The following is a 25555-nucleotide window of genomic DNA, read 5'->3' on the forward strand; positions in this document are numbered from 1 at the left end:
AAATTAGGTAGAAACATTTTTTTTAAAGAATTAATTTTCTTATTAATGATTATTTTTTGATGATTGTATTTTTTATGCATAAACAAGAAGTAGGTATAGATGATATTAAAACACTATATGAAACTGAAGATGTTTTATTTGAACAAACAATACTAAAATCTGATTATTTAATTTATAGTCTATGTTATGTTCCAAAACTAGATTGTTATGATATTGTAATTGAAAACTATTGTTTAGGAAAACTAGTTATATTTGAGTCACGAAAGTATATATCAGACACAACAAAAAAGTACTTTAATCTATATAAAGGTGATGATTTCACTGATTTTCATAAAAGAGAATATAAATGTCTTTCACATATCATAGAATATAAATAACTTTAGGAGTATCTATGTCAATAAAACAAATATTACTTACTTCATTAATATCCATTATACTATTTATTATACTTGAAATAATAATACTACTCTGGTTATATAGTATAGGTGTGTTACATATCATATGCTATATAATTCTTGGAAGTAGTTTAAGTGGCGGTATGGGTTTTCCTGGTATGCTAGGATTAGGTAGTATGTATATATAATTAACTTCTTATTTTTTTTATTGTTTTTTTCAATGTTTTATATATAAAACATGTAAAACAATTGTTTTATACTATATTTTTAAACAGCTTTATCTATGAGTATATACATAAATAAAGCTATTTTAATGTAAAACAATATAAAACATAGGTATGTGTTTTCTAGTGATTATTTACAAAACAATAATTATCATGTTTTATCAATGATTTATATGTAAAACAATGTAAAACAATTGTTTTATACTGTAAATGAAATATCCTTTAAAATCATTTATATGCATAAAATAAAGAAAATTAATGTAAAACAATATAAAACAATAAATTCATTTTTAGAGTAATTATTAGTTTCAGATTAATTATTATATAAAACATATGATTTACATGTAAAACAATGTAAAACATGAAAATACCAAAAACATCTAATAAGCTATTATAGACTATTTTAACACGTAAAACATATAAAACAATGTAACACAATCTTTAAATAAATTAAGATATATAATATTTTAGTAAGAAATCCATAACATGACCAATTATAAAAATAATAGATGATTATATGAACATACTATTTTATTTAATGGATCATATTGGATATTTATAGAATAAAAAAAAATGTTTTTTTTTTAGTTGATAAAAATGGCAAAAACTGTTACAATAAGAGTTAAAGATGAAGAAGGTTGGAGTGCATTTCTTCAAAAATTAGAATCAGAACATGGAACATCCAAGGGACATATAGGTCCAACTATTGAACAATTTGCTAAAGATTATACTAACGATAATATATCAGATATAAATCCAAAGGAATATAACAGACTACTTATGGAAAATAAGTCATTAATTGAAGATAATAAAAATATTCAACAAGAATTAAATGACTATAAAAATTCAATTCAAGACAATGATAACAAATCAAAGGAACAATTACAACAACTAGAACATGAAAATAAAATCTTATCTGAAAAACTCATAAGTATCCAAACAAATCATGAAGATATGGAAGCAAGATATGAGAAAACATCCCATGAAAACAAGGATTATAATAATGAAATAACTAACCTTAAAAAACAGATAAGTAACCTAGAAAAGGAAAATAAAATTCTTGATACTGGTAATGCTAATTATGAAAAAACCATAAAACAATTACAACAACAAATAGATAATCTTAACACATCTATAGATAGATTAGAAAGTGAAAATACAAGACAGAAAAAGGAAATTACCACAAGTCGTAATGATTATAAACATTCAGTTGAAGTAAGTAACAAACTTCAAAGGGACTTAAATGGACTTCATGATGAGAAAAATAAGTTCATGTTTCTTGTAGGTCAAATACAGAGTATGTCTCTAATGGATCGTATGCTGAAAAAATATCCTAAAGAGGTACGAGAATTAAATCCATATAATGGTGAGAAATAGTAACTACTATTTTTTAAACTACTTTTTTTTATTAAAATATCACTAATATTAGATACATTGTGTATTTTATTATTTAAGAATTTTATTAAAACAACATATTTATAAAATAATATGTAAAACTCATACTTCCTATTAACTTAAAGATAAGATTATAGGTGATGTTTATTAAAAACATAACCTAAAACAATATACTTTTCATTTGTTTTGGAAATACAATTTTAAGTAATTTAATTAATTTTGTTGTTAGTGTTGGTGGAAGTTTAAATACTACTTTTAATACATCACGTTTTGATATATTTTTTAAATCTATAGTATTTGCTACACTTATTATTTTATTATATTCATCATCAGTAAATGAATAAACAATATCTCTTGCAGCAGGTAGTGTTTCTATTAAATTAAATGAAAGTTCACTGTATTTTTCATAGTATTCATGAAGTCTTTCTTTTGAATAATTTTCTTCTTTAATAGCCTTTGCTGCCACATCTCCAGCAGCCATACCACCAAGCATTCCTTCAATAATTCCTCCTCCTTCTATTGGATTTACTTGACCTGCAGCATCTCCACATATTAATAGATTATCATCGTATATTTTTTCAATAAGTCCATTTATAGGATCTCCACCTATATTCATTTCTATTGGTTGAGCATTCTTTGTGGCAGGACATTTTTCTATAAAATCCATTATATATTCATATGCTGTTTTATCAGTATTGCCTGTAACTCCAAGACCTACATTTGCAACACCATTTCCCTTTGGAAATATCCATGCATATCCTTTAAGAGCAACATCTTGTCCTAGGTAGAATTCTATTTTTTCATCATCATTATAATCTACATTACACATTTCAAATTGTGCACAGGACATCATGTTTTGTGGTGTTGTTGAATTAATTCCTAATTTTTTTGCCATTATTGATTCTGGTCCATCTGCACAGATTGCTATTTTTGCTTCTACTTCAATTGTGCCTTCAATTGAATCACATGATAGTATGAATCCATTTTCATTTCTTTTAATATCAGTTACTAATGTTTTTATCATTATCTTTGCACCAGCACGTGCTGCATCCATTGCCATGTGTTTATCAAATACTTTTCTCTCTAGTATAAATCCTTGTACTGGTACATCTTCTGATGTTACTGTAAAACTATTTCCATCTGGTGAGTGTAGTGTTGCACCATATATACGCTGTGCTATCCATCTTTCATCAGGTTCTATATTTAGCCATTTAAATCCTTCATCATACACACCTTCTGCACATCTTTTTGGAGTTCCAATTTCTGATTTCTTGTCTATTAAAACTACATTTGCCCCTCCTAGTGCTGCATGTTTTGCTGCCATAGATCCTGCAGGACCTGCTCCAATAACTACTACATCTGTTTTTAGCATAATAAATCACGATTTTTTTCTTAGTATATTTTTTTTATTTATTATATATTATATCTTTTTTATAGAAAAATATTACTAATTATAATAATGTAGACTTATTTTTATATTATAAAGAATTATAAGATATTACTATACTAATATATAATATAGAATTATATTTTTTTGTATAATGGGATTTTGATTATCATGACTGAATATGAATATAAATGTGATGTGGAAGTTAACTATGATTATGGATGTCATCCAAGAAATAGAACAATAGAGGAACATATTAATAAGGGAATTATTAACATTGATAAACCTTCAGGTCCTACCTCACATGAGGTTGATGTATGGTTAAAAGATATTATGCATGTTGATAAAACTGGTCATGGTGGGACACTCGATCCTAAGGTAACAGGTGTTTTACCTGTAGCATTAAATACTGCAACTAAATCATTATCACTTCTATTATTATCACCAAAGGAATATGTATGTCTTATGAGATTACATAAACCTGTGGATGAAGAGGATATTATATCTATTCTTGATGAATTTACTGGTAAGATATATCAAATACCTCCAGTTAAATCAGCAGTGAAAAGAGAGTTACGTGTACGTACAATTTATGAAGTAAAACTTTTAGAAATTAGGGATAATCAAGATGTACTATTTAGAATAACATGTCAGTCTGGTACATATATTCGTAAGTACTGTCATGATATTGGAGAAGCACTAGGTTGTGGAGCACACATGGCAGAATTAAGAAGAACTATGGCTGGAAGTTTTCTAGAAGATGATACTCTAACAACATTACAAGATGTTACAGATGCATACTATTTCTATAAGGAAGATGGTGATGAAACACTTCTTCGAAAGTTAATTCAGCCAATGGAACATACAACAAAGTATGTTAAAAAGATATATGTTAAAGATACAGCAGTAGATTCTATATGTCATGGTGCAAATCTTGCAAGTAGTGGTGTTGTAAAACTTGATAATCAAATTCATGAAAACAATACAGTAGCAGTAATGACACTTAAAGAAGAGTTACTTGCTATTGGTACTTGTATGTATTCTACAAATGATATTATAAATTCTGATACTAAAATTATAGTGGATATCCAAAAAGTATTTATACTACCAAACACATATCCTAAGATGTGGAAGTAATAACATAGGTGAAAAATAATAATAAATATTATTTTTAATATGATTATTCTTCAATTAGAAAAATTTAAAATTTTTTTATTAACTGTAGAACCTTTAATTTAGAGATTAGGGGCGAGGTCAATATTTAAAATTATTATTTAATAAAAAAAATAATAATTGTCATGTAGTTTACATAGATTAGCTTTGGCTATGTAAAATAAATTAATGAAATTATATAGAGAATGTTCTCTCTAAAAAAAATTCTCTAGAAATAATATAATGTATCTCTCTATAGGTAATAAAAAAGTGTTGTCTATTTGGAGAGTATGTATTGAGAATAACAAAATATGATTATATAAAAAAACATTTGTTTTAATAAAATAATAATAAGAACAAATGCCGAGATAGTCTAGCTTGGTAAGGCGCAAGACTGGAAATCTTGTGGAGTGATCTCCTCCTGGGTTCAAATCCCAGTCTCGGCGCTTATAATTATTTTATAGAACAAAAATTGATAATCTGAAATTTCATTAAAAAAATCACTTTTTTTTATTCAATATTATTTATTATTTTAATCAAAAAATAAAACAGAGTACTGTTTTAACTAGATTATTTCTGAATATGATTAACACATATAATAAATAAACTTTCAGATTATTTCATCTTTAATTTAATTATAAAATTCAAAGCTTATTTTTTTCTTATAAAAAAAATTACTTCAACACACATTAGAATAATCTAGATATTTTTTTTAAATATAATTTAATTAAAACGGAGAATTAGCATGGCTGAACAAGAATTTAGACATATGGTTCGTATAACTCGTAAAGACGTTGACGGAAATAGTACCATAGCTACAGCTTTAACTGAAATTAGAGGAATAGGTAAAGCTTTTGCTATAGCTATATGTAAAGTATTAGACTTAGATCAAGATGCTCAAATAGGTTACATTGATGATGAGTCTGTAAAACAAATAGAAGCTGTTCTTGAAAATCCTCAAGAATTTGGAATCCCTGAATGGTTCTTAAACAGAAGAAACGATTATGAAACAGGTGAAACTAAACATTTAATAGAATCTGACTTAAACATGACATTACGTGATGATTTAAACAGAATGAAAATGATTAGAAGTTACAAAGGTAAAAGACACGAAGTTGGTCTTCCTGTACGTGGTCAAAGAACTAAATCAACATTTAGACATGGATCTTCTGTTGGTGTAAGTAGAACAAGACCTACTGGTAATTAAGTAAATTACTAAGTTAATCAAGAAATAGAAAACATTTTTTTTTAATATAAAAATATGAAGGAGATTTGATTATGGGACATCCAAAAAAACCACGAAAACAATATGATACACCATCCCACCCTTGGAATGCAGATCGTATCAAAGAAGAAAACAGATTAGCTAACAAATATGGATTAAAAAACAAAAAAGAAATTTGGAAAGCTGAATCTAGAGTAAAAAGATACCGAAGAGATGCTCGTATTATATTAGGTATGGATATAGATGAAAGAGCAGATAAAGAAAAAGAATTATTAGATCATCTCGTAAGAGCAGGTTTCATATCACCTAATGCTAAACTTGAAGAAGTATTAGATCTTAATGTAGAAGACATATTAAGAAGAAGATTACAAAGTTTAGTATTTAAAAGAGGTTTAAGTCACACTGCTAAAGAAGCAAGACTCTTTGTTGTACATGGTCACATTACCTTAAATGGTAAAAAAATTAATGCACCAGGACACTTAGTAGAAAAAGCAGATGAAGAAAATATTGATTTCTATCCAGGTTCATCAGTTGCAAAACAATTTGAAACACAAGAAACTGAAGAAGTAGCAGCAGAAGAAGAACCTAAAGATGAAGAATAAATCTAATAAAATAATAACAATAATTAATTAAAGGTGATATAATGGCAGAAAAAGATAAATGGGGTGTAGCTCACGTTTACTCATCTTTTAACAACACTATTATAACTGTTACTGATATAACTGGTGCTGAAACTATAACACAATGGTCTGGTGGTAAAGTAGTAAGATCTGACAGACAAGAATCATCACCATTTGCAGCAATGGAAGCAGCTAACAGAGTAGCTGATGATATAAAAGAAAAAGGAATCGCTGGACTCCATATTAAAGTACGAGCTTCTGGTGGAAATGGTCCAAGAACACCAGGACCTGGTGCTCAAGCAACAATAAGAGCATTAGCAAGAGCTGGTATAAAAATTGGTAAAATTGAAGATGTAACTCCTATACCTCATGATGGTACTGGTAGACCTGGTGGTAAAAGAGGTAGAAGAGTATAAGTATTTTAAAAGGGTCATAATATGAATATAGAAATTAGAGAAAAGGATGATGAAAGAGCTGTATTCGTAGTTGAAGGTGTAGATGATACATTCATAAACACAATTAGACGAATATGTCTTGTAGAAATTCCTACATTGGCAATTGAAGATGTAAACATTTATAAAAACGATGCAAAAATGTTTGATGAAGTGTTAGCTCATAGATTAGGATTAATTCCAATAGTAACTGATTTGGATTCATATGTAATGCCATCAGAATGTGATTGTGAGTCTGGTTGTCAACATTGTAGAGTTTCATTTCTTTTAAAAGAAAAATGTGAAGAAGGTAATGATTCTAAAATAGTATATTCAAAAGATCTTAAATCAGACGACCCAGCTGTAAAACCAGTTTATGATACAATACCAATAGTAAGACTTCGTGAAGGCGAAGAAGTAGAATTAGAAGCTATAGCAGAACTTGGATTAGGATCTGAGCATGCAAAATGGCAGGCAACAACAACATGTGGATATAAATACTATCCAAAAATAGAAATTGACACTGAAAAAGTCAATGACTTAGAAGAATATGTTGAAGAATGTCCAAGAAATGTATTACAAATAGAAGATGATACATTAGTAGTAGGGAATATTGAAAATTGTTCTACATGTAGAACCTGTCAAAGATTATCAGAAAAGGATGATAATGCAATAGTAGTAGATTTTGAAGAATCAAAATACATCTTTAAAATTGAAACAGATGGATCACTAAAACCATTTGATGTTCTAACAATAGCTTGTGATATACTATCAGAAAAAGCAGATAATATCATAAATTTTGTGAATGAGGAGGAATAGGAAAAATGAAATTATCAAAAACTAACCCAAACACAATAAACTTAATAAAATCCCTCACTAAACAAGCATCTGCAGAAAATGCTCCTATATGGAAAGCTGTTGCTAACGATCTTAAAAGAGCTAATAGAAAAAACAAAGAAGTAAATGTTTACCATATAGATGAATGTACTGCTGATGATGAAACTATACTTGTACCTGGAAAAGTTTTAGGTGAAGGAAACATAACACATAACGTAACTGTAGCTGCATTTAAATTTTCAAAAGAAGCAGAAAATAAAATAGAAGCTGCAGGTGGAAAATGCCTAACAATCAAAGATCTAATGGCTGAAAATCCAAAAGGATCCAATGTTAAAATAATAAAGTAGGTGAATAGAATGGTAACAATTATCGATGGAGAAGGACTTGTACTAGGAAGACTTGCAAGTACAGTTAGTAAAAGACTCTTAGATGGAGAAGAAATTACTATCATTAACGCTGAAAAAATTATTATATCTGGTAATAAAGACTTTATCTATGCAAAGTACAAACAACGAGTAGATAGGGCAAGTATCTCAAACCCAAGAGATTTAGGTCCAAAATATCCACGTAGACCAGATGATATATTCAGAAGAACAGTAAGAGGAATGATTCCATACAGAAAAGCTCATGGAAGAGCTGCTTACAAAAACTTAAAAGTTAATGTAGGTATTCCTAAAGAATTAGAAGGACAAGAAGTAGTTGAAGTAGAACAAGCACAACCTAAAAACATAACAAAAAGTATGGAATTAGGTACAGTATCAAAATTATTAGGTGCTAAATTTTAAATAAATTCAAGGTAGTGTAAAATATGAGTAAAGTAGTACACACTAGTGGGAAAAGAAAAACTGCAATTGCTAGAGGTACAGTTAAAGAAGGTACTGGAAGAGTTAAAGTAAATCGTAAACCAGTTGAATTATACGAACCTGAATTAGCAAGATTAAAAATATTTGAACCATTAGAATTAGCAGGAGATATAGTAAATTCTGTAGATATCAATGTAAGAGTTGTTGGTGGAGGAATTATGGGTCAAGCTGAAGCAGCACGTATGGTTATTGCTAAAGGTTTAGTAGAATACACTGGTGATATGAATCTTAAAGATAGATATGTACAATACGACAGAACAATGTTAGTAGGAGATCCACGTCGTTCAGAATCTAAAAAATTCGGTGGACCAGGTGCAAGAGCAAGAAAACAAAAAAGTTACAGGTAAATTTTTATGTTACTCGTAAGATGTTTTACGTGTGGAAAAGTTATTTCAGCAAGTTTTGATGAATTCGAAAAAAGAACTAAGGCTGGAGAAAATCCAAATGATGTTCTTGATGATTTAGGAATTACAAAATATTGTTGTAGAAGAATGTTCATATCACACGTTGATGTATGGTAATGAATATTTATTAAACTAAATAAGGAGCTAATATAGAGTATTAAACTCCATTAGATAGGGACTCCTCTCCTTTTTACCTTTGGGTAGTGAGGATACTTTTAGTTAAGTTGTTGAATAGGATAAAAATAATATACTATAAAAGGAGCATTTAATTATATGCAATCTAGAAATAATACACGATTTGAAAGAGCTAGATTAATTGGTTCAAGAGCTTTACAAATTTCAATGGGTGCAAATCCTTTGGTAGAATTTACACCAGACCAAGATCCAATTAAAATAGCTATAAAGGAATATGAAGAAGGTGTAATTCCATTAGATGCAGTAGTTAAAGATGAATATGTAGATTAAATTTCTCTTATTTATTTTTAATCTCTAAGTAATAGAAAACTTTCTTATTTATACACTTATAAGAAATAAAAACATAGCCCTTTAATCAAGCAACTATTTCTACATTTAAAAAAGAGGTGTTTTTTTATGGATAGTGTAATCGAAGACGTACGTTTAAGAAAAATTATAGATAGTAGAGGAAATCCAACTGTTGAAGCAGATGTTTTAACATGGAATGGATTCGGAAGAGCAGCAGCACCTAGTGGAGCTAGTACAGGAATCAACGAAGTAACATCATTTCCTGATGGTGGAGTAGACCAAGTAATAACTGATGTTGAAGATTTAATTTCATCTGAAATCATTGGAATGGAAGCAGAAGATATTAGGGAAATTGATAATGTATTAAAAGAAATTGATGGAACTGATAATTTCTCAACAATTGGTGGAAATACAGCAGTAGCAGTATCTATGGCAACTGCAAAAGCAGCAGCATCAAGTTATAATCTTCCTTTATACAAGTTTTTAGGAGGAATAATGCCTACACAAATACCATTCCCTCTTGGAAACATGATTAATGGTGGAGCTCATGCAGGAACTAATGCACCAGATATTCAAGAATTCCTTGTAATTCCTGTTGGTGCATCAAATATAACAGAAGCAATAACAACAAATATTAATGTTCACAGAAGAATCAAAGCTAAAATTCAGGAAAAAGATAAAACCTTTACTGGTGGTAAGGGAGATGAAGGTGGATGGGCACCTAACCTTACAAATGAAGAAGCTCTTGAAATTCAATTTACTTCCTGTGAAGAAGTTAGTGATGAAACAGGCGTACTTGTAAAACCTGGATTAGATGTTGCTTCTAGTGAATTCTGGAATGAAAAAGAACAAAAATATGTATATGAACGTGAAGGTACTTCAAGAACTGTTGAAGAACAAATTGATTACATCGCAGACTTAATTGATACATATAAATTCTTCTATGTAGAAGATCCAATTCAAGAAAATGATTTTGAAGCATTTGCTGAATTAACTAGCAAATCTGGAAAAGATTGTTTAATTTGTGGAGATGACCTATTTGTAACTAATGCTGAAATATTAGCTAAAGGTATTGAAGCTCATGCAGGTAATTCCTTAATTATAAAACCAAATCAAATAGGTACTTTAACAGATACATATAATACTATAAAATTAGCAAAAGCTAATAAATATGTACCAGTTGTATCACATAGATCTGGAGAAACAACCGATGAAACAATTGCACACTTAGCTGTAGCATTCAATGCACCTATTATAAAAACAGGAGCAGCTGGTGGAGAAAGAATTGCTAAACTTAATGAATTAGTTAGAATTGAAGAAGAATTATTAAATCCTTCAATGGCTGATTTATAATCGGAGTTATCTATGATTATTAATATTAACTACGAAGATTGTAGGGGAATTGATTGTTTAGATTGTTTAGATATATGTCCCATGAATGTATTTGACACTGTGGATGATGTATTAATTATTAAAAAATTAGACAATTGTTGTGGATGTCAAGTATGTGTTGATGTATGTCCAAATAATGCTATAAGTATTGAATATTAATTATCATAAGACTTGAAAGAAAATTTTAAATTAATATAATAATAAAATGAGGAAAATAAAATGTCAGAATTATTAATACCATTAGATAAGTACCTTGCAGCAGGTTTACATATAGGTACTCAACAAAAAACTAAAGATATGGAAAAATATATTTACAGAGTAAGAGCAGATGGTCTTCATGTTTTAGATGTAAAAAGTAGTAATGATAAAATAATTGTAGCTGCTAAATTATTATCTAAATATGAACCTGATGATATTCTTGTAGTATCTACAAGACAATATGGTCAATCACCTGTTAAAAAATTTGGTGAAGTTACAGGTACAAAAACAATACCAGGTAGATTCATACCAGGTACCTTAACAAATCCACAATATGCTAAATTTATTGAACCAAAAATATTAGTTGTAACAGACCCAAGATCAGATTCTCAAGCTGTAATTGAAGCAAAACAAAATGGTATTCCTGTAGTTGCATTATGTGATACAGAAAACTTATTATGTAATGTTGATGTTGTTATTCCAGTAAATAACAAAGGAAGAAAAGCTATTGCTCTTGTATATTGGTTACTTGCTAGACAAATATTAAGAGAAAGAGGAATATTATCTTCTGATGAAGAATTTGATTTAGAACCAACAGACTTTGAATTAAAAATATAAATTTGTTGGGTAATAGAAGAATCATATCTTCTATTATTTTTTTAGAGACTCTTTTTTTTACTATCAAAAGACATATTTTAGAAACTATTTTTTTATTACTGCTGAGGCATATCCTACTACAGATTCATAATCATTATAAACCTCACCACTATTACTATAATTTAATATAATTGACCTATTAGCATTTACTAGTTTTGAATAGATAATGGCAGTTATTGTTGGCCCATATCCACACATTGTAATGTTGTATTTATTTATGTTATTTAATAATGAATCAATATCCATATTTTCAATTGATTTTAATATTTTTTCATCCTTATTCTTAGCACTAGTAGCATTTTCATAATGAGTCAAATCAGTACTTGCAACAACCATGATATTACGATTTAATTTCTTTGAAACATCATAAATACTATGTGCTAATTCTACACAGAAATTCTTTTGTTGTCTTGTAATTACAATTGGAACTATTTTAAATGACTTCTTTTGAATATTTGAGATGTACTGTAGAAATGGTAATTCAACTTCAATGGAATGTTCTTTTATATGTGCTTCAGGACTAAATGTGATGTTTGAATTTATTTTTTCTAATTCATTATTAAATTCACTATCAACACAAACATCCCCTATGGGTGTTTGCCAAGTGTTACTTGTTGTAAGTGATATATCATCACCATAACCTGTATGATTTGGTCCAATAATAACAACAGTATCACAAATACCACTTCTTGCAATATCACCATATGCATAACTGGCAGTTTTACCAGAATAGATATATCCAGCATGAGGTACTATGGCAGCTTTTGTTTTATATGTATTAGAAGGTGTAGTGGGTATGTTTTGTCCTGTTTTATTGAATATATTTTTAATATTTTCTTCAAGAAGAGACTTGTTTGACTCATAAAATAATCCTGCTACAGAAGGTTTTCTTATCATAATATTTTTCACTTCCATTTTTTTCTTATTTAATGTTATTACTTTTTTTTTAATAAAATTATGGTAAGCTTTATTATATAGTTTTTAGATATATATTAAATGACAAATTCTCATAAGCTAAAGAAATAGCATAACTTTTTTAAAATTTAAATAAAGTGTTATATGTATAAATGGTTTTTTATACTTGAGAATCAAAAGGGGTATTTATCTTTTATTTTTTTAATTGATAAATAATTATAATTAGATTAAATAATTCTAGATTTATTTTAGAGTATTATATGGAATGCTCTAATTAATTTAGAACTTAATTTAAATGGTGTATGAAAATTTTTTTATAATAGAAAATTCTAATTCTAATAGTTTATATTCACAACTATTTTTCTATTTATAATGAAAAAATATTATTTAAATATTTATTTTCATAATTTTCTACCTAAATTCTAATTATACAAACCTACTAATATTGTGGAGGAATAATAATGAAAATTAAGGCATTTGCACCAGGAAAAATAATATTATTTGGTGAACATACTGTTGTATATAAAAAGCCTGCAATAGCTGTTGCAATAGATAGGGGAGTTAATGTAGAGTTAATTCCACGTAATGATGATAACATAACAGTAAAACTTGACTTAATTGATTATTATAAAAAATCACAACTTGTTAATAAAAAACTTAACTATAAAATAGACAGTCAAAAGAAGATGATTACTGATTATATATATGAAGTTATTAACTTATTTGAATTTGAAAAAGGATTTGACTTAACAGTAGATATTAAAATGTATTTAGGAGCAGGACTTGGATCATCAGCAGCAGTAACAGTATCAACATTAAAGGCAGTTTCTTTATATGTAAATAAACAAATAGATAAAAAAACAATAGCACAAACAGCTCGTGAAATAGAAATTAAAATTCAGGGAGCTGCAAGTCCAATTGACACATCTATGAGTACATATGGTGGAATAATATTTATTGATGAAAACTCTAAATTAAATAGAATTGATTTTAATATGAAACTACCATTAATAGTTTCTAACTGTGAAATCAGTGGTAATACTGGAAAATTAGTTGAATCAGTACGATTAAAATATGAGAAATATCCAACAATTGTAGGAAATATTTTTAAAGCAATGGAACAAATAGCAATTGATGCAAAAGTAGCACTTGAAAAAGGTAATTCTGAATTAATAGGAGACTTAATGAATATTAATCAAGGATTACTTGATGCTATTGGTGTTAACACTACTGAATTATCAGACATGGTATATAAAGCACGTGAATATGGAGCAAAAGGTTCTAAATTAACAGGAAGTGGTGGTGGTGGATGTATTATTGCATACACTCCAGAAAATTCCGATGAAATATATAAACAATTACGTAAGGATTATGCTACATTTAAATGTGTACAATCTGATACTGGAGTTAGTGCTGAAATTATTAATTAAAACAAAAAAAGAAAGGGTATTTATATGATAATACTAAAAATAGGTGGAAGTGCAATAACAAAAAAAGATGCACAAGAACCTACTATAGATGAAGTTAACTTAGATCGTATAGCACAAGAAGTATCTGCATATAATGATGACATGGTAATAGTACATGGAGCAGGATCATATGGACATATATATGCAAAGAAATTTGGAATAGGTGATGTAATATCTAATGTAAACGATCACCTCTATAAATTAGAAGGAGTATGTAGAACACAAGCATCAGTACAACTATTAAACTACATAATTTGTGAAAAACTACATGAAAAAGGAGTTCCAGCAATAGGAATAAAACCTTCATCATTTATAGAAACAAACCAAAAACGAATCTGTGTATGTGATACAAAACTCATTCAAAAATATATTGACAATGGATTTGTACCAGTACTATATGGTGATGCAGTACTAGATCAAAATGAATATTTTAAATACGCTATATTATCTGGAGATCAGATAATTACATATCTAGCTAAGAAATTAAAAGCTAATCGTGTAATACTATCATCAGATGTGGATGGAATATATACAGATAATCCAAAGACAAATCCAGATGCAAAGTTAATAGATATAGTTACAAAAGATACAGATTTACTTTTAACAGAAAATGAAAATCAAGCCGATGTAACTGGGGGAATGGCAGGTAAAATACGAGAATTACTAGACTTAGCAGAGGATGGTATAGAATCTCATATAATAAATGCTGAAACTCCTGGAAATATAAAACTTGCAGTATCAGGACAAAAAGTTAAAGGTACAATTATAAAATAAAATCATTAACTTGATTTAAGGGAGGTTAATATGATGATATCTGATAGAAAATTAGAACATCTTGAAATATGTAAAAACAAAGACATTGAACATCATATTACAACAGGTTTTGAAGATATACAACTAGTTCATACATCTCTACCAGAGGTAAATTATGAAGAAATTGACACTTCAATAGAACTTTTTGGTAAAAAATTATCTTCACCACTAATAATTTCTGCAATAACTGGTGGACATCCATCAAGTAAAAAAATAAATGAAAAATTAGCAATAGCAACAGAAAATACCAATATAGGGATGGGTGTTGGAAGTCAAAGAGCTGGAATAACAAATCCAGAATTAACTGATACATTCACAGTAGTTCGTGATAATGCACCTCATGCTTTAATTATTGGAAATATTGGAGCTCCACAAGTAGAATATGCTCCAAAAGCTATAGAAATGCTAAATACTGATGCTTTAGCAATACATCTAAATCCATTACAGGAAATTATACAACCAGAAGGGGATGTTGATGCAAAAGGATATGTTGAAGATATAAAAGCCATATGCTCAAATACAAACATTCCAATAATAGCAAAAGAAACTGGTGCAGGAATAGGAATGGAAGATGCAAAGATCCTTGAAAAAATAGGAGTTGATGCAATAGATATTCAAGGTGTTGGTGGTACAAGCTGGGCTGCAGTAGAAACATACAGGGCAGAAAATCCAGATTTAGGAAATCTATTCTGGGACTGGGGAATAACTACAGCAGTAAGTACAGTGGAAGTATTGGAATCAACAAAAATACCAGTAATTTCTTCAGGTGGAATTCGTAATGGACTAGAAGCAGCAAAAGCAATAGCACTTGGAAGTGAATGTGTAGGTATGGCATTACCATTTCTAAAACATGCCTATCTTGGACATAACTATGTTGAAGAAAAAATAAATCAATTTACACATGAACTAAAAACAGCTATGTTTCTTGTAGGTGCTTCAAATATTGAAGAATTAAAACAAAAAAGGCTTATAATAACTGGAAAAACAAGAGAAATATTAAATGAATTAGATATAGACACAAAAAAATATGCTAGGAGGATATAATTTGACAATAGAAGTTATCGCTGTAGGTGGATACGAAGAAATTGGAAAAAACATGACAGCAATAAAAGTTAATGATGATGTAGTAATATTTGATATGGGTATACACTTAGATAGGTTACATATTCATGAAGATACAGACATATCAAGAATGCACAGCTTGGATTTAATAGAAAGGGGAGTAATTCCTGATGATACATTAATGAGGGAAGTAGATGGAAAGGTAAGAGCAATAGTATGTACTCATGGACACCTTGATCATATTGGTGCAATAGCAAAACTAGCACATAGATATGAAGCACCAATTATTGCAACACCATATACACTAGCATTAATTGAAAAAACAATCAAAGGAGAACGTAAATTTAAGGTAAATAATCCTTTAAAATCAGTTAATCCTGGAGAAAAAATACAAATTTCACCAAATTTAACACTAGAATTTGTAAGAACAACCCATAGTATACCTCAAACAATAACTGCAGCATTACACACACCAGAAGGTGCAATAATCTATGCAAACGACTTTAAATTTGATAATCATCAGATGGTATCACCACCACCAGATTATAGAAGATTCAGGGAATTAGGTAAGAAAGGTGTGAAAGTTGCAATAATGGATACAACAAATATTAAAGAAAAACAACAAAGTAAAACACACTCAGAAAAAATAACAAGAGATCTTCTAAAAGATGTACTAAAAGGTCCACTTGAAGAGAGAAAAGGTCTTATAGTAACAACATTCTCAAGTCATATTGAAAGAATACAAGCTATTACAAAAATAGCAGAAAGAAGTAGAAGAAAAATCATGATTCTAGGTCGTTCAATGGAAAGATACTGTTCCCTTGCAGAATCAATGGGAATATTAAACTTACCACGTAATGTAAGTGTATATGGAAATTCAAAATCCATAAATAAAGCATTAGCAAGAGCAAATGATCACAGATCAAAGTATATGTTACTTGTAACAGGACATCAAGGAGAACCTGATGCATTGTTACCAAGAATAGCAAATAACAAAACAAACTTTGAAATTAAACCTGGAGATAACGTAGTATTTTCAGCTTCAACAATACCAAATCCAATAAATCTTGCAAATAGGGATTTACTTGACAGAAGACTTAAAGAAAGAGGAGCAAGAATATATAATAATGTACATGTATCAGGACATGCAGGACCTGAAGATATGAGAGAATTTATAAGAATGCTACAACCACAACATTTAATACCTGCACACGGTGATTTAAGTCACCTTGCAGCATTTGTAGAATTAGCAGAAGAAGAAGGATATAAATTAGGAAACGATGTTCATATACTAAGAAATGGACAAGCACAAGTATTTAATAGGTGATTATAATGGATGTAATGGAAATATTAAAAGCATATGCAGAAGAAATAGATGTAGTAATTGATGATTCATTAAGTAAATTAGAACCTGAAAGCTTATATGAATCTTCTGAATATTTAATTAAAGCTGGAGGAAAAAAATTCAGACCAGCACTAACACTCCTCAGTTGTCAAGCTGTAGGTGGAAAACCAGAAAAAGCTCTAAAAGCAGCAGCAGCCATAGAATTAACACATACATTTAGTCTTATACATGATGATATCATGGATAATGATGATACTAGAAGGGGAAAACCAGCAGTACATAAAGTATGGGGTGAACCATTAGCAATACTTGCAGGAGATTCATTATTTGCAAAATCATTTGAATTACTCTCACAATCAGCAGAAGATAATATTGCATATGAAAGAGTAGTTGATGCACTACAAGTACTTACAAATTCATGTATAAATATTTGTGAAGGACAAGCACTAGATATGGCATTTGAAGACACATTTAATGTAACAAAAGATGAATACATGAATATGATTTATAAAAAAACAGGAGACTTAATAACAGCTTCCACAACAATAGGTGCAATAATGGGTGGAGCATCTTCAAATGAAATACAAGCATTAAGAACTTATGGAAAACAAATAGGTCTTGCATTCCAAATTCAAGATGATTACATAGATCTTACTGGTGATGAATCAATAGGAAAACCTGTTGGTAGTGACTTAGTAGAGGGTAAAAAAACACTCATGGTTGTTTATGCACTTGAAAAAGCAAATAAAGAAGATCATGATAGATTAGTAGAATTACTTGAAGCAAATGATGAAAGTATCATTCCAGAAGCAATGGAAATACTAGAAAAATATGGTGCAATTAATTATGCAAGAAGTAAAGCATATGATTGTGTAATAGAATCAAAACAAGCACTTTCCATACTACCTGATTCTGATGCAAAAGATGCATTATTTAAATTAGCAGATTTTGTATTTACAAGAAAATCCTAATTAAATTAAATAATCACCTCCTACATATTTCTTCTTTTTTTAAACTGTAAATTATTTTAAAACTCCCTAATAAATATATGACTAGATACATATGAAATCATATAAAAAAATTCTTATTATAATTCTAGTACTACTCATAATAGGATTCATATTATCTACATTTAATGGTACTACTACTAAAATAGCATCAGATGATGTGGGGTATGTGTCAAAAACCACTTATTTAAATCCCGCATCAAATATAACTATTGTAGTAATAACAGGAATACATCCAAGGGAAACACTAGCAATTGAGCCTGAAAAAGAAGCTTGTCAAAAAATAGCCTCAGATTTACATGTGAATGTGATAAATTATGATGTTAAAGTTACAAAGGATGCAAATGACTATAAAAATAGTAGACATAATGGTGAATATCTAGTATCAAAATATGTTGTACCAGATATTAATAAAACAGATGCAAATGTGGTAATAATTAGTCATTCCCATATTGAGGGATATGGAGAGGGATTTTATGTTGCAACACCAGAAATGGATGAAGCTTCAGTAACTCTTGCCCAAAAAATACGTGATGGAAACATAGATTTTAATTATTTTCCAAAAACAGGAAATGAAACATATAACAGTACATCAGCAGTACTAGTATCAAAACCATTAGCACAGTCAGGATATCCAACACTTGTATATGAAATACCAGAGAATATAACAAAAGATGATTCAACAAATAAAACATACACTTTAATGAAAAAAATAGTGGATATATTAGGGTAAAGCTTACCTATAGTACTTATTTGTGTGTTTTGAATTTTCATATTATAGGGTAATCTATTTAAAAGACTAAATTATATATAAAAATTGTAAAATATTTATGGAGAAAATAAAATGTTAGATAAAAAAATGGAAAAAGCTCTAAATGATCAATTAAATGCTGAAATGGCTTCAGGATACTTATATTTATCCATGGCAACATATTTTGAAGATAAGGACTTACCAGGATTTGGTAATGCTCTACGTGTACATGCTCAAGAAGAACTTGATCATGCAATGAAATTCTATGATTATATCCTACGTAAAGGAGGAAGTGTAGTATTACAAGCAATAGATACTCCAAAAAGAGAATGGAAAAATACTGTTGAAGTATATGAAGAAATATTAGAACATGAAGAACTTGTAACATCACTTATACATGATCTTGTAGATTTAAGTATAAAAATCAAAGACCATGCAACAAATCAATTCTTATTATGGTTTGTAGAAGAACAAGTAGAGGAAGAAGAACTGGCACATGAAGACTTAAGAAAAGTTAAAATGGCACTTGAATCACCACAATTACTATACTTATTAGATAAAGAGTATGGACAATTAACTAACCAAACAGAAGAAGAATAATTATTTCTTCTTTTATTTATTTTTGAGAATATGGAATGTGTCTGTTTTTAGTGTTTTTTAAAAAGATTTTATTGTTAATTATGTTTATAATTATTAAATATTTAGTGATGTTTTTGTATAATAATACATTTAGCCGTGATAGATCATTGTTAACTTAACTGTTGTAGCTATTTTTGTCATATTTATTAGATTGGTTTATAATAAATACACATATAAATATCTCTTTTTTGAATGATTTTAGTGTATATTTATGTATTTTTTTATATAAAATAAACACAAGTATTATTATAAAAAACTATTTTTAACAATATTAAAAAAATAAAAAGAGTATAGTTCTAAATTAGTATAACCTTAAATCAAGGGACTAACAGCTTTTATAGATAATCTAGGTTTTAAATCAACTACTTTTTTTTTGAAAGAAATTTTTTTGTATTACTTTTTTTTGATAGTAGCTGTATGTACGTATTACTTTTATTAAAAATAGTAACATTTAAATATTATTGTAATATTAAATCATTACTAATTATTACAAGTTATAAAAAAAGTATTACTTTTTTCTTGTACAATAAGCTAATAGTAATACACAATACAAACTTCTAATAATTAAACATGGAAAAAAATAAAAAAGAAGATGAAAAAAAATGGAAAATAAATATATAATTACAATTATAGCTGTAATTATCATTATAAGTGCAATAATGGTAGTTATTACAAACAATAACTCTCAAAATCGTCCTAATGATGAATTGGTTGTATGTATAGCAGCACATGGTGGTGAACCTGAAAGTGGATTTAATCCAATGACAGGTTGGGGTAAACGTGATGATCCATTAATACAAAGTACATTATTTAAATATGATTCTAATGCTACTTTGATTAATGATTTAGCAACAAGTTATAATATATCTGATGATTTAAAAACATATACTGTTAATATTCGTGAAGGAATAAAATTTACAGATGAAAGTCCATTAACAGCTGAAGATGTAGTATTTACATATAATAAAGCAAAAGAATCTGGAGAAACAACAAACTTAGAAAGTTTAGATAATGCTCAAAAAGTTAATGATACAACAATACAATTTACATTAAATAGACCAGATTCAACATTTATTAATAAATTAGCACATGTGGGTATTGTACCCTCTGATTCATATAATAATATAACATATGGTGAAAATCCTATAGGTTCTGGACCCTATAAATTAAAACAATGGGATAAAGGTCAACAAGTAATATTTGAAAGAAATGAGGATTATTATGGAAAAAAACCATACTATCGAAAAATAACCAATGTATATTTAGATGCTGAAACAGCATTTGTTGCTGCAAAAAATGGTGAAATAGATGTTGTAGAAGTACCTGTTACCTATTTAAACAGTACAATAGATGGTATGCATACACAAATAATGCATTCTATAGATGGACGATATCTTTCATTACCAGTAATGAATAATACAGAAGAAAAAACTGTAGATGGTAAATCATATATAGGAAATGACATAACATCAGACTCTGCAATTAGAGAAGCATTAATGATTGGTATTAACCGTACAAATATATCACAAGGAGCATATAATGGCCTTGCAGATCCTTTATATGATGTGGTTTCATCATCATTACCATGGTCACTAAATAGTAGCTTATCTGATGGTGATATAACTCAAGCAAAAGAAATTTTAGCTAGTAATGGTTGGGTAGATAGTGATGGAGATGGAATTGTTGAAAAAGATGGTAAAAAAGCTTCTTTTAATTTAAATTATGGATCAAATGATCAAGATGATCAAATAATAGCACTTTCTGTATCACAACAAGCAAAAGATTTTGGTATAGAAATAATACCACAATCAAAACAATGGAGTGAAATAAGAAACATCAAATCCTCAGAACCTTTTGTATTTTCTGGTGGAGATTTAGATCCTTACATGTTATATCAATATTATAGTTCTAGTTTAGCTGGAAAAGGATGGAATAATGTACCTGGTTATAATAATCCACAAGTAGATAAATTAATGGAAAATGCCATGAATATTGAATTAAATAGTTCTTATGATAGTTGGAAGGAAGTAGATAAACTTGCTAAAAAGGACAATCCATACATACCTCTTGCAACAAAACCTTTCCTATTATTTGTCAGTGATAGAGTAGATATATCTCCAAATACTCAGAAGATTTATCCTCATGGTGGTGATTTCTTAGGTAATATTTATGATTGGAAACATAATGAAAATAATACAACTGTTTCAAATGAAACTACTTCTAATAATACAACAAGCTAATTTAGAAAAAAGTGAGAATTTTATTCAATAGTTATATTGAATAAACAATATTTTTATTTAAATAAAAAAAAGGACATCTTAGGGTAGTTGATAAGTAATAAGGGGTATTGATAAGTAATTAGGAGGGGGTATTGATAAGTATTCTCAGGGGAATTGATAAGTAATAAGAGGGGTCATGATAACTACTAGTTTTAAACATATAAAAGCTGTTTAAAAAAAAGTAAGAAAAAATATAATAGTCTAAGTAGAAAATTTAAACATGAAAAAAAGTGATAATCTATGTTTCTTTCAACAACTTTCATACTTATAAATTTAATAATCTGGATTATAATCATAGGATTCATAATAGGCATTTATAAAGGTTTAATATTTAACAATGAATAAAAGATAATTAATTTAAGACAATATAATATTATTATGAAAGAGAATAGAAATTTTAAATACTTTGAGACAACAGCAGATATAGGAATAGAAATTCAAACAGAAAATATGACAGATGCATATATAAATGCAGCACTAGCAACACTAAATATAATAACAGATATTGAAAAAATAAAACCCAAAATAACAAAGAAGATACATATAGAATCTGAAGATGAATATGGATTACTATATGATTGGATTACAGAATTACTCATTTTATTAGATAGTGAAAATTTCATAGTATCAAAATACAATATTAAAATATCAAAATATGAAAATACAATAGTAATAGATGGACAAATCCTTGGAGACATCTATGATAGAAATATATATAATTATAAAACAGAAGTAAAGGCCATTACATATCATCAAATGAAAATTACAAATGAAGATAATATATATAATATACAATTTATTGTAGATTTATAAAAAAATAAAAAAAAAGAAGAATTTAATATCATGTTTCAATAATCTCTGAATTTGTATCTAATGATTCTTTTTTAAGTTTCTTTAATTCTTCATTAAATTCTTTCATAAGAATTTGAAACTTAGATCCTTCAGAAGCTGATACCCATTCATATTTAAATCTTCTTTGATCAATACCTAATTCATCTAATATAAATCTAATTAGACGAGCTCTTCTTCTCCATTTATAATTACCAGAATTATAATGACAATCACCTATATGACATCCACCAACAAAAACACCATCTGCACCTTCATGAAATGCCTTAAAAATCATGTCAGGATTTATTCTTCCAGAACACATCACCCTAATTATACGAATATTTGGAGGATACTGCATTCTACAAGTTCCAGCATTATCAGCTCCACCATAACTACACCAGTTACAACAAAATCCAATGATCTTCATATCATCCATATTATTCACCCTCAATAATTTTTTCTTTTTCTCCACTATACATTGGAGGTTTATTTTCTGATACACCAGAAACATATCCAGTATCTTTGGTGTATTTTAATTGTACATTCTGGAATAATCTAGATACAGGTATTTCCATAGGACAAGCATCATCACATTGACCACAATTAATACAACTAAAAGCCATATGTCCTAGACGTATTCCATGCATTAATAATGGATCAGGTTTTTGGGATGGATGTTCTTTAAATTCCTCCTTTTCCATGGAACATGTAACACAATTACAAACAGGACAAACATCTCTACATCTAAAACATTTTATACATCTATTTAGAATATCTTCTTTTTCTTCTTTTGTAAATTCAGTTTCTAAATATTTTTTCTGTGTTCTTTTTGCCATTTTCTTCATAACTTGTTCAATTTTAGAACGTATAACTAACTGTTTTTCTGATGGTTTTTTTACTTCAATATATTCATTATCAATTGCATATTGAACTATTTCTTCTCCACGTGGAGTGTTTATTTCAACAAATGTATAACCTTTTGATGAACCCCAATTTCCACAGGCAATATCTGCTTTTCGTGGAATTTTTAATTCACATCTTTGACAATTTTCTCGTCTACCATAACCTTCATCTTCAAGGTCATCCATCTTAATTGATTTTTCACTTCCATCTTTAAGTTCTACAATAAATTTACCCTTATTTATCTCCTCAGAAACAATATCTTCAGGATCCAATTCATAGAATAATCTAATCATTTCTTCAGCTACTGCAGGACGTACTGTTCCACCACAATTTAATCCAATCATATATACATTGTCCCTGTCAATTCCAACTCTTTTAATAATCTCATCTATTGCCATTGCATCACATGGCTTTGTAGTTACTGCAATTATTTCTTCTTTCAGGTATCTTGCAATAATGTCTGAAATCATGGTAGGAGCACAATGTAGTGAACCTGCAGTATCAATTAATTTACTAGAATCAGTAGTATAGGTAGGTATTCCATCGTAAAGATTATTACCCTTTGATATATTTAAAACACCATCAACTTTCTTTGAATCAAGTAATGATTTTAAGATTGTTGTAACAGCACCACCATTTTCACCCTTTTCAATGATTTTAGGATCTTTTGCTCTAACTTGTAAATATTTCATTATAATCACCAACTATAATTTACCATCAATTTCATCAATTACTTGGGCTATTGTTTTTAATTGATTATCATTATCACAGATAGTATCATTAAATCTCTGTGTTATACCCATACTATTTGTAAATGAACCATTCTTTTCATACCATGCCTTTACTGGTATTTGAAAACTACTCTCATTGGTGGTATTTAGTGTATCAAATGAAATTATAATTTTGTTATTAAAAATATCATTTTTCATAAAATTAGTTAAATTGATATCAGTAAAAATAATAACATCAGAATCATTTATTTTAGATATAATCTCGTTGATTGATGTTGATTTTACATGATGAAGTACAGAGTAACTATTTGGATATTTAGGTAATGGTAGAATTTTTAATTTATTATTTTCTACATATTCAATAATCTTATTATAATTATCTGTTGAATCGATTTTATTGATTATTAAAATAGCGTTCTCATCTATTTTTTCATGTTCTAATATTGATGGTATCTCATCATATGAATTGATTTTAATGAATTTATCACTATTATATCCTGTTAAATTTTTTGTTTTATTTATATTGATAGTATAACAGTTGTTTTTCTTGGCATGGATGATTCTACGACCAATCAATGCATTTTCTCTATATATATCTCCAATTGTGATTATATAATTAGCATTACTTATATCATCATAAGATGCAATTATATTGGCATCTGTTTTATTGAAATTATTTTCATATGCCAATAGTGTATAGTCATGTTTTTTTGTAAATTCCATTAATCTATCTAAATCAACATTATCTGTTTTTCCAGAGGTGAGGATAGTAACATCTTTATTATCTTTTAATATTTTAGTTACATTATCTATCAAATTAGTATAATCTGTACTTTGCTTGATTTTATTATTTATAAATAGGTTTATATTATCAGTACAATTATTACAATTACGACCTTCATTTATTGAATGGTCTTTGTATGAGTTAATACCTACTATTTTTTTATTTTTACTTATAATATTTAAACCACAGCCTACACTGCATGTGGGGCAAATAGTATGTTTTATTTTTAACATAAAATCACCAACATGTTAAAATTGTAAATTCAAATTTCTTTTTATTTTCTTGTGAATGTTTTAATTTCTAAGTATTAATAATGATTAATCATTATAAATATAATATAAATTATATATAAAGGAGTAATAC

General features: G+C 28.2%; 30 protein-coding genes and 1 tRNA gene. 26 read left to right on the forward strand and 5 right to left on the reverse strand.

Annotated features, from left to right (window positions below):
- Window positions 1-74: 74 nt before the first annotated feature.
- The 3 genes from A9758_RS06330 (at window position 75) to A9758_RS06340 (ending at window position 1996) form a co-directional block, all read left to right on the forward strand.
- Window positions 75-377 (forward strand): hypothetical protein, encoded by a 303-nt coding sequence (locus tag A9758_RS06330; protein WP_069776347.1) that lies wholly within the window; start codon window positions 75-77, stop codon window positions 375-377.
- A 14-nt stretch (window positions 378-391) separates the two neighbouring features.
- Window positions 392-583, forward strand: a complete 192-nt coding sequence (locus A9758_RS06335; RefSeq protein WP_011406463.1) for a hypothetical protein — start codon at window positions 392-394, stop codon at window positions 581-583.
- A 633-nt stretch (window positions 584-1216) separates the two neighbouring features.
- A complete protein-coding gene (locus A9758_RS06340) occupies window positions 1217-1996 on the forward strand; it encodes a FlxA-like family protein (RefSeq protein WP_011406462.1) in 780 nt (259 codons plus the stop codon).
- 178 nt (window positions 1997-2174) lie between these two features.
- Here A9758_RS06340 and A9758_RS06345 read toward each other — a convergent pair whose 3' ends face one another.
- Entirely contained in the window at window positions 2175-3386 is a 1212-nt protein-coding gene (locus A9758_RS06345) for an NAD(P)/FAD-dependent oxidoreductase (protein ID WP_011406461.1), read from the reverse strand.
- Window positions 3387-3572: 186 nt separating this feature from the next.
- Between A9758_RS06345 and A9758_RS06350 the strand changes: the two genes are divergently transcribed.
- The 14 genes from A9758_RS06350 (at window position 3573) to rpsB (ending at window position 11624) form a co-directional block, all read left to right on the forward strand.
- Window positions 3573-4538 (forward strand): RNA-guided pseudouridylation complex pseudouridine synthase subunit Cbf5, encoded by a 966-nt coding sequence (locus tag A9758_RS06350; protein WP_011406460.1) that lies wholly within the window; start codon window positions 3573-3575, stop codon window positions 4536-4538.
- Between the two features lie 377 nt (window positions 4539-4915).
- Window positions 4916-4999: transfer RNA gene (locus tag A9758_RS06355), tRNA-Ser, on the forward strand.
- A gap of 299 nt (window positions 5000-5298) precedes the next feature.
- On the forward strand, window positions 5299-5760 hold the full coding sequence (locus A9758_RS06360) for a 30S ribosomal protein S13 (protein WP_011406459.1): 462 nt from the start codon (window positions 5299-5301) through the stop codon (window positions 5758-5760).
- A gap of 71 nt (window positions 5761-5831) precedes the next feature.
- Complete coding sequence (locus A9758_RS06365) at window positions 5832-6380, forward strand: 30S ribosomal protein S4 (protein WP_011406458.1); 549 nt, start codon at window positions 5832-5834, stop codon at window positions 6378-6380.
- A 41-nt stretch (window positions 6381-6421) separates the two neighbouring features.
- Window positions 6422-6814: a 30S ribosomal protein S11 gene (locus A9758_RS06370; RefSeq protein ID WP_011406457.1), complete on the forward strand. Its 393-nt coding sequence runs from the start codon at window positions 6422-6424 to the stop codon at window positions 6812-6814.
- 21 nt (window positions 6815-6835) lie between these two features.
- Window positions 6836-7648, forward strand: coding sequence for a DNA-directed RNA polymerase subunit D (locus tag A9758_RS06375; RefSeq protein WP_011406456.1), 813 nt, complete (start codon window positions 6836-6838; stop codon window positions 7646-7648).
- 5 nt (window positions 7649-7653) lie between these two features.
- Window positions 7654-8013: a 50S ribosomal protein L18e gene (locus tag A9758_RS06380; protein ID WP_011406455.1), complete on the forward strand. Its 360-nt coding sequence runs from the start codon at window positions 7654-7656 to the stop codon at window positions 8011-8013.
- A 9-nt stretch (window positions 8014-8022) separates the two neighbouring features.
- Entirely contained in the window at window positions 8023-8451 is a 429-nt protein-coding gene (locus A9758_RS06385; protein WP_011406454.1) for a 50S ribosomal protein L13, read from the forward strand.
- 23 nt (window positions 8452-8474) lie between these two features.
- Window positions 8475-8876: a 30S ribosomal protein S9 gene (locus A9758_RS06390; protein ID WP_011406453.1), complete on the forward strand. Its 402-nt coding sequence runs from the start codon at window positions 8475-8477 to the stop codon at window positions 8874-8876.
- Window positions 8877-8882: 6 nt separating this feature from the next.
- Complete coding sequence (locus A9758_RS06395) at window positions 8883-9050, forward strand: DNA-directed RNA polymerase subunit N (RefSeq protein WP_011406452.1); 168 nt, start codon at window positions 8883-8885, stop codon at window positions 9048-9050.
- A 156-nt stretch (window positions 9051-9206) separates the two neighbouring features.
- A complete protein-coding gene (locus A9758_RS06400; RefSeq protein ID WP_011406451.1) occupies window positions 9207-9398 on the forward strand; it encodes a DNA-directed RNA polymerase subunit K in 192 nt (63 codons plus the stop codon).
- A gap of 126 nt (window positions 9399-9524) precedes the next feature.
- Entirely contained in the window at window positions 9525-10769 is a 1245-nt protein-coding gene (gene eno / locus A9758_RS06405) for a phosphopyruvate hydratase (RefSeq protein WP_011406450.1), read from the forward strand.
- 12 nt (window positions 10770-10781) lie between these two features.
- Entirely contained in the window at window positions 10782-10967 is a 186-nt protein-coding gene (locus A9758_RS06410; protein ID WP_011406449.1) for a 4Fe-4S binding protein, read from the forward strand.
- Window positions 10968-11027: 60 nt separating this feature from the next.
- Window positions 11028-11624, forward strand: coding sequence for a 30S ribosomal protein S2 (gene rpsB, locus A9758_RS06415; protein ID WP_011406448.1), 597 nt, complete (start codon window positions 11028-11030; stop codon window positions 11622-11624).
- An 84-nt stretch (window positions 11625-11708) separates the two neighbouring features.
- Here rpsB and A9758_RS06420 read toward each other — a convergent pair whose 3' ends face one another.
- A complete protein-coding gene (locus tag A9758_RS06420; protein ID WP_011406447.1) occupies window positions 11709-12560 on the reverse strand; it encodes an MEMO1 family protein in 852 nt (283 codons plus the stop codon).
- Window positions 12561-13039: 479 nt separating this feature from the next.
- Between A9758_RS06420 and mvk the strand changes: the two genes are divergently transcribed.
- The 9 genes from mvk to A9758_RS06465 all read left to right on the forward strand — a co-directional run bounded on the left by mvk (window position 13040) and on the right by A9758_RS06465 (window position 22756).
- Window positions 13040-14008 (forward strand): mevalonate kinase, encoded by a 969-nt coding sequence (mvk, locus tag A9758_RS06425; RefSeq protein ID WP_011406446.1) that lies wholly within the window; start codon window positions 13040-13042, stop codon window positions 14006-14008.
- Window positions 14009-14032: 24 nt separating this feature from the next.
- Window positions 14033-14821, forward strand: coding sequence for an isopentenyl phosphate kinase (locus tag A9758_RS06430; protein WP_011406445.1), 789 nt, complete (start codon window positions 14033-14035; stop codon window positions 14819-14821).
- 33 nt (window positions 14822-14854) lie between these two features.
- Window positions 14855-15904: a type 2 isopentenyl-diphosphate Delta-isomerase gene (fni, locus tag A9758_RS06435; RefSeq protein WP_011406444.1), complete on the forward strand. Its 1050-nt coding sequence runs from the start codon at window positions 14855-14857 to the stop codon at window positions 15902-15904.
- A 1-nt stretch (window position 15905) separates the two neighbouring features.
- Entirely contained in the window at window positions 15906-17249 is a 1344-nt protein-coding gene (locus A9758_RS06440; RefSeq protein ID WP_011406443.1) for an RNase J family beta-CASP ribonuclease, read from the forward strand.
- Between the two features lie 5 nt (window positions 17250-17254).
- Window positions 17255-18238: a short chain isoprenyl diphosphate synthase IdsA gene (idsA, locus tag A9758_RS06445; protein ID WP_011406442.1), complete on the forward strand. Its 984-nt coding sequence runs from the start codon at window positions 17255-17257 to the stop codon at window positions 18236-18238.
- Window positions 18239-18329: 91 nt separating this feature from the next.
- The gene (locus A9758_RS06450) at window positions 18330-19007 is read left to right on the forward strand and encodes a hypothetical protein (RefSeq protein ID WP_011406441.1); all 678 of its coding nucleotides are present in this window, start codon (window positions 18330-18332) and stop codon (window positions 19005-19007) included.
- A gap of 111 nt (window positions 19008-19118) precedes the next feature.
- Window positions 19119-19625, forward strand: a complete 507-nt coding sequence (locus A9758_RS06455) for a ferritin (protein WP_011406440.1) — start codon at window positions 19119-19121, stop codon at window positions 19623-19625.
- Between the two features lie 641 nt (window positions 19626-20266).
- Window positions 20267-21904 carry an ABC transporter substrate-binding protein gene (locus A9758_RS06460; RefSeq protein ID WP_011406439.1) on the forward strand — a complete coding sequence of 546 codons (1638 nt, stop codon included), beginning with the start codon at window positions 20267-20269 and terminating at the stop codon, window positions 21902-21904.
- Between the two features lie 417 nt (window positions 21905-22321).
- Window positions 22322-22756, forward strand: a complete 435-nt coding sequence (locus A9758_RS06465; RefSeq protein WP_011406235.1) for an archease — start codon at window positions 22322-22324, stop codon at window positions 22754-22756.
- 28 nt (window positions 22757-22784) lie between these two features.
- On the opposite strand, the gene A9758_RS06470 is transcribed toward A9758_RS06465, so the two are convergent.
- The 3 genes from A9758_RS06470 to A9758_RS06480 are packed head-to-tail and all read right to left on the reverse strand — an operon-like array spanning window position 22785 to window position 25425.
- Window positions 22785-23210, reverse strand: coding sequence for a hydrogenase iron-sulfur subunit (locus tag A9758_RS06470; protein WP_011406236.1), 426 nt, complete (start codon window positions 23208-23210; stop codon window positions 22785-22787).
- A 1-nt stretch (window position 23211) separates the two neighbouring features.
- The gene (locus tag A9758_RS06475; protein WP_011406237.1) at window positions 23212-24369 is read right to left on the reverse strand and encodes a Coenzyme F420 hydrogenase/dehydrogenase, beta subunit C-terminal domain; all 1158 of its coding nucleotides are present in this window, start codon (window positions 24367-24369) and stop codon (window positions 23212-23214) included.
- 12 nt (window positions 24370-24381) lie between these two features.
- Window positions 24382-25425, reverse strand: a complete 1044-nt coding sequence (locus A9758_RS06480; protein WP_011406238.1) for an FdhA — start codon at window positions 25423-25425, stop codon at window positions 24382-24384.
- Window positions 25426-25555 lie beyond the last annotated feature (130 nt).

This window comes from Methanosphaera sp. A6 (assembly GCF_001729395.1).
Classification (GTDB): Archaea; Methanobacteriota; Methanobacteria; order Methanobacteriales; family Methanobacteriaceae; genus Methanosphaera; species Methanosphaera stadtmanae.

Bases quoted from the DNA above. Each gene is read 5' to 3' on its own strand.
- A9758_RS06330 (WP_069776347.1), top strand. From the start codon at position 75: ATGCATAAACAAGAAGTAGGTATAGATGATATTAAAACACTATATGAA.
- A9758_RS06335 (WP_011406463.1), top strand. From the start codon at position 392: ATGTCAATAAAACAAATATTACTTACTTCATTAATATCCATTATACTA.
- A9758_RS06340 (WP_011406462.1), top strand. From the start codon at position 1,217: ATGGCAAAAACTGTTACAATAAGAGTTAAAGATGAAGAAGGTTGGAGT.
- A9758_RS06345 (WP_011406461.1), bottom strand. From the start codon at position 3,386: ATGCTAAAAACAGATGTAGTAGTTATTGGAGCAGGTCCTGCAGGATCT.
- A9758_RS06350 (WP_011406460.1), top strand. From the start codon at position 3,573: ATGACTGAATATGAATATAAATGTGATGTGGAAGTTAACTATGATTAT.
- A9758_RS06360 (WP_011406459.1), top strand. From the start codon at position 5,299: ATGGCTGAACAAGAATTTAGACATATGGTTCGTATAACTCGTAAAGAC.
- A9758_RS06365 (WP_011406458.1), top strand. From the start codon at position 5,832: ATGGGACATCCAAAAAAACCACGAAAACAATATGATACACCATCCCAC.
- A9758_RS06370 (WP_011406457.1), top strand. From the start codon at position 6,422: ATGGCAGAAAAAGATAAATGGGGTGTAGCTCACGTTTACTCATCTTTT.
- A9758_RS06375 (WP_011406456.1), top strand. From the start codon at position 6,836: ATGAATATAGAAATTAGAGAAAAGGATGATGAAAGAGCTGTATTCGTA.
- A9758_RS06380 (WP_011406455.1), top strand. From the start codon at position 7,654: ATGAAATTATCAAAAACTAACCCAAACACAATAAACTTAATAAAATCC.
- A9758_RS06385 (WP_011406454.1), top strand. From the start codon at position 8,023: ATGGTAACAATTATCGATGGAGAAGGACTTGTACTAGGAAGACTTGCA.
- A9758_RS06390 (WP_011406453.1), top strand. From the start codon at position 8,475: ATGAGTAAAGTAGTACACACTAGTGGGAAAAGAAAAACTGCAATTGCT.
- A9758_RS06395 (WP_011406452.1), top strand. From the start codon at position 8,883: ATGTTACTCGTAAGATGTTTTACGTGTGGAAAAGTTATTTCAGCAAGT.
- A9758_RS06400 (WP_011406451.1), top strand. From the start codon at position 9,207: ATGCAATCTAGAAATAATACACGATTTGAAAGAGCTAGATTAATTGGT.
- eno (WP_011406450.1), top strand. From the start codon at position 9,525: ATGGATAGTGTAATCGAAGACGTACGTTTAAGAAAAATTATAGATAGT.
- A9758_RS06410 (WP_011406449.1), top strand. From the start codon at position 10,782: ATGATTATTAATATTAACTACGAAGATTGTAGGGGAATTGATTGTTTA.
- rpsB (WP_011406448.1), top strand. From the start codon at position 11,028: ATGTCAGAATTATTAATACCATTAGATAAGTACCTTGCAGCAGGTTTA.
- A9758_RS06420 (WP_011406447.1), bottom strand. From the start codon at position 12,560: ATGATAAGAAAACCTTCTGTAGCAGGATTATTTTATGAGTCAAACAAG.
- mvk (WP_011406446.1), top strand. From the start codon at position 13,040: ATGAAAATTAAGGCATTTGCACCAGGAAAAATAATATTATTTGGTGAA.
- A9758_RS06430 (WP_011406445.1), top strand. From the start codon at position 14,033: ATGATAATACTAAAAATAGGTGGAAGTGCAATAACAAAAAAAGATGCA.
- fni (WP_011406444.1), top strand. From the start codon at position 14,855: ATGATATCTGATAGAAAATTAGAACATCTTGAAATATGTAAAAACAAA.
- idsA (WP_011406442.1), top strand. From the start codon at position 17,255: ATGGATGTAATGGAAATATTAAAAGCATATGCAGAAGAAATAGATGTA.
- A9758_RS06450 (WP_011406441.1), top strand. From the start codon at position 18,330: ATGAAATCATATAAAAAAATTCTTATTATAATTCTAGTACTACTCATA.
- A9758_RS06455 (WP_011406440.1), top strand. From the start codon at position 19,119: ATGTTAGATAAAAAAATGGAAAAAGCTCTAAATGATCAATTAAATGCT.
- A9758_RS06460 (WP_011406439.1), top strand. From the start codon at position 20,267: ATGGAAAATAAATATATAATTACAATTATAGCTGTAATTATCATTATA.
- A9758_RS06465 (WP_011406235.1), top strand. From the start codon at position 22,322: ATGAAAGAGAATAGAAATTTTAAATACTTTGAGACAACAGCAGATATA.
- A9758_RS06470 (WP_011406236.1), bottom strand. From the start codon at position 23,210: ATGGATGATATGAAGATCATTGGATTTTGTTGTAACTGGTGTAGTTAT.
- A9758_RS06475 (WP_011406237.1), bottom strand. From the start codon at position 24,369: ATGAAATATTTACAAGTTAGAGCAAAAGATCCTAAAATCATTGAAAAG.
- A9758_RS06480 (WP_011406238.1), bottom strand. From the start codon at position 25,425: ATGTTAAAAATAAAACATACTATTTGCCCCACATGCAGTGTAGGCTGT.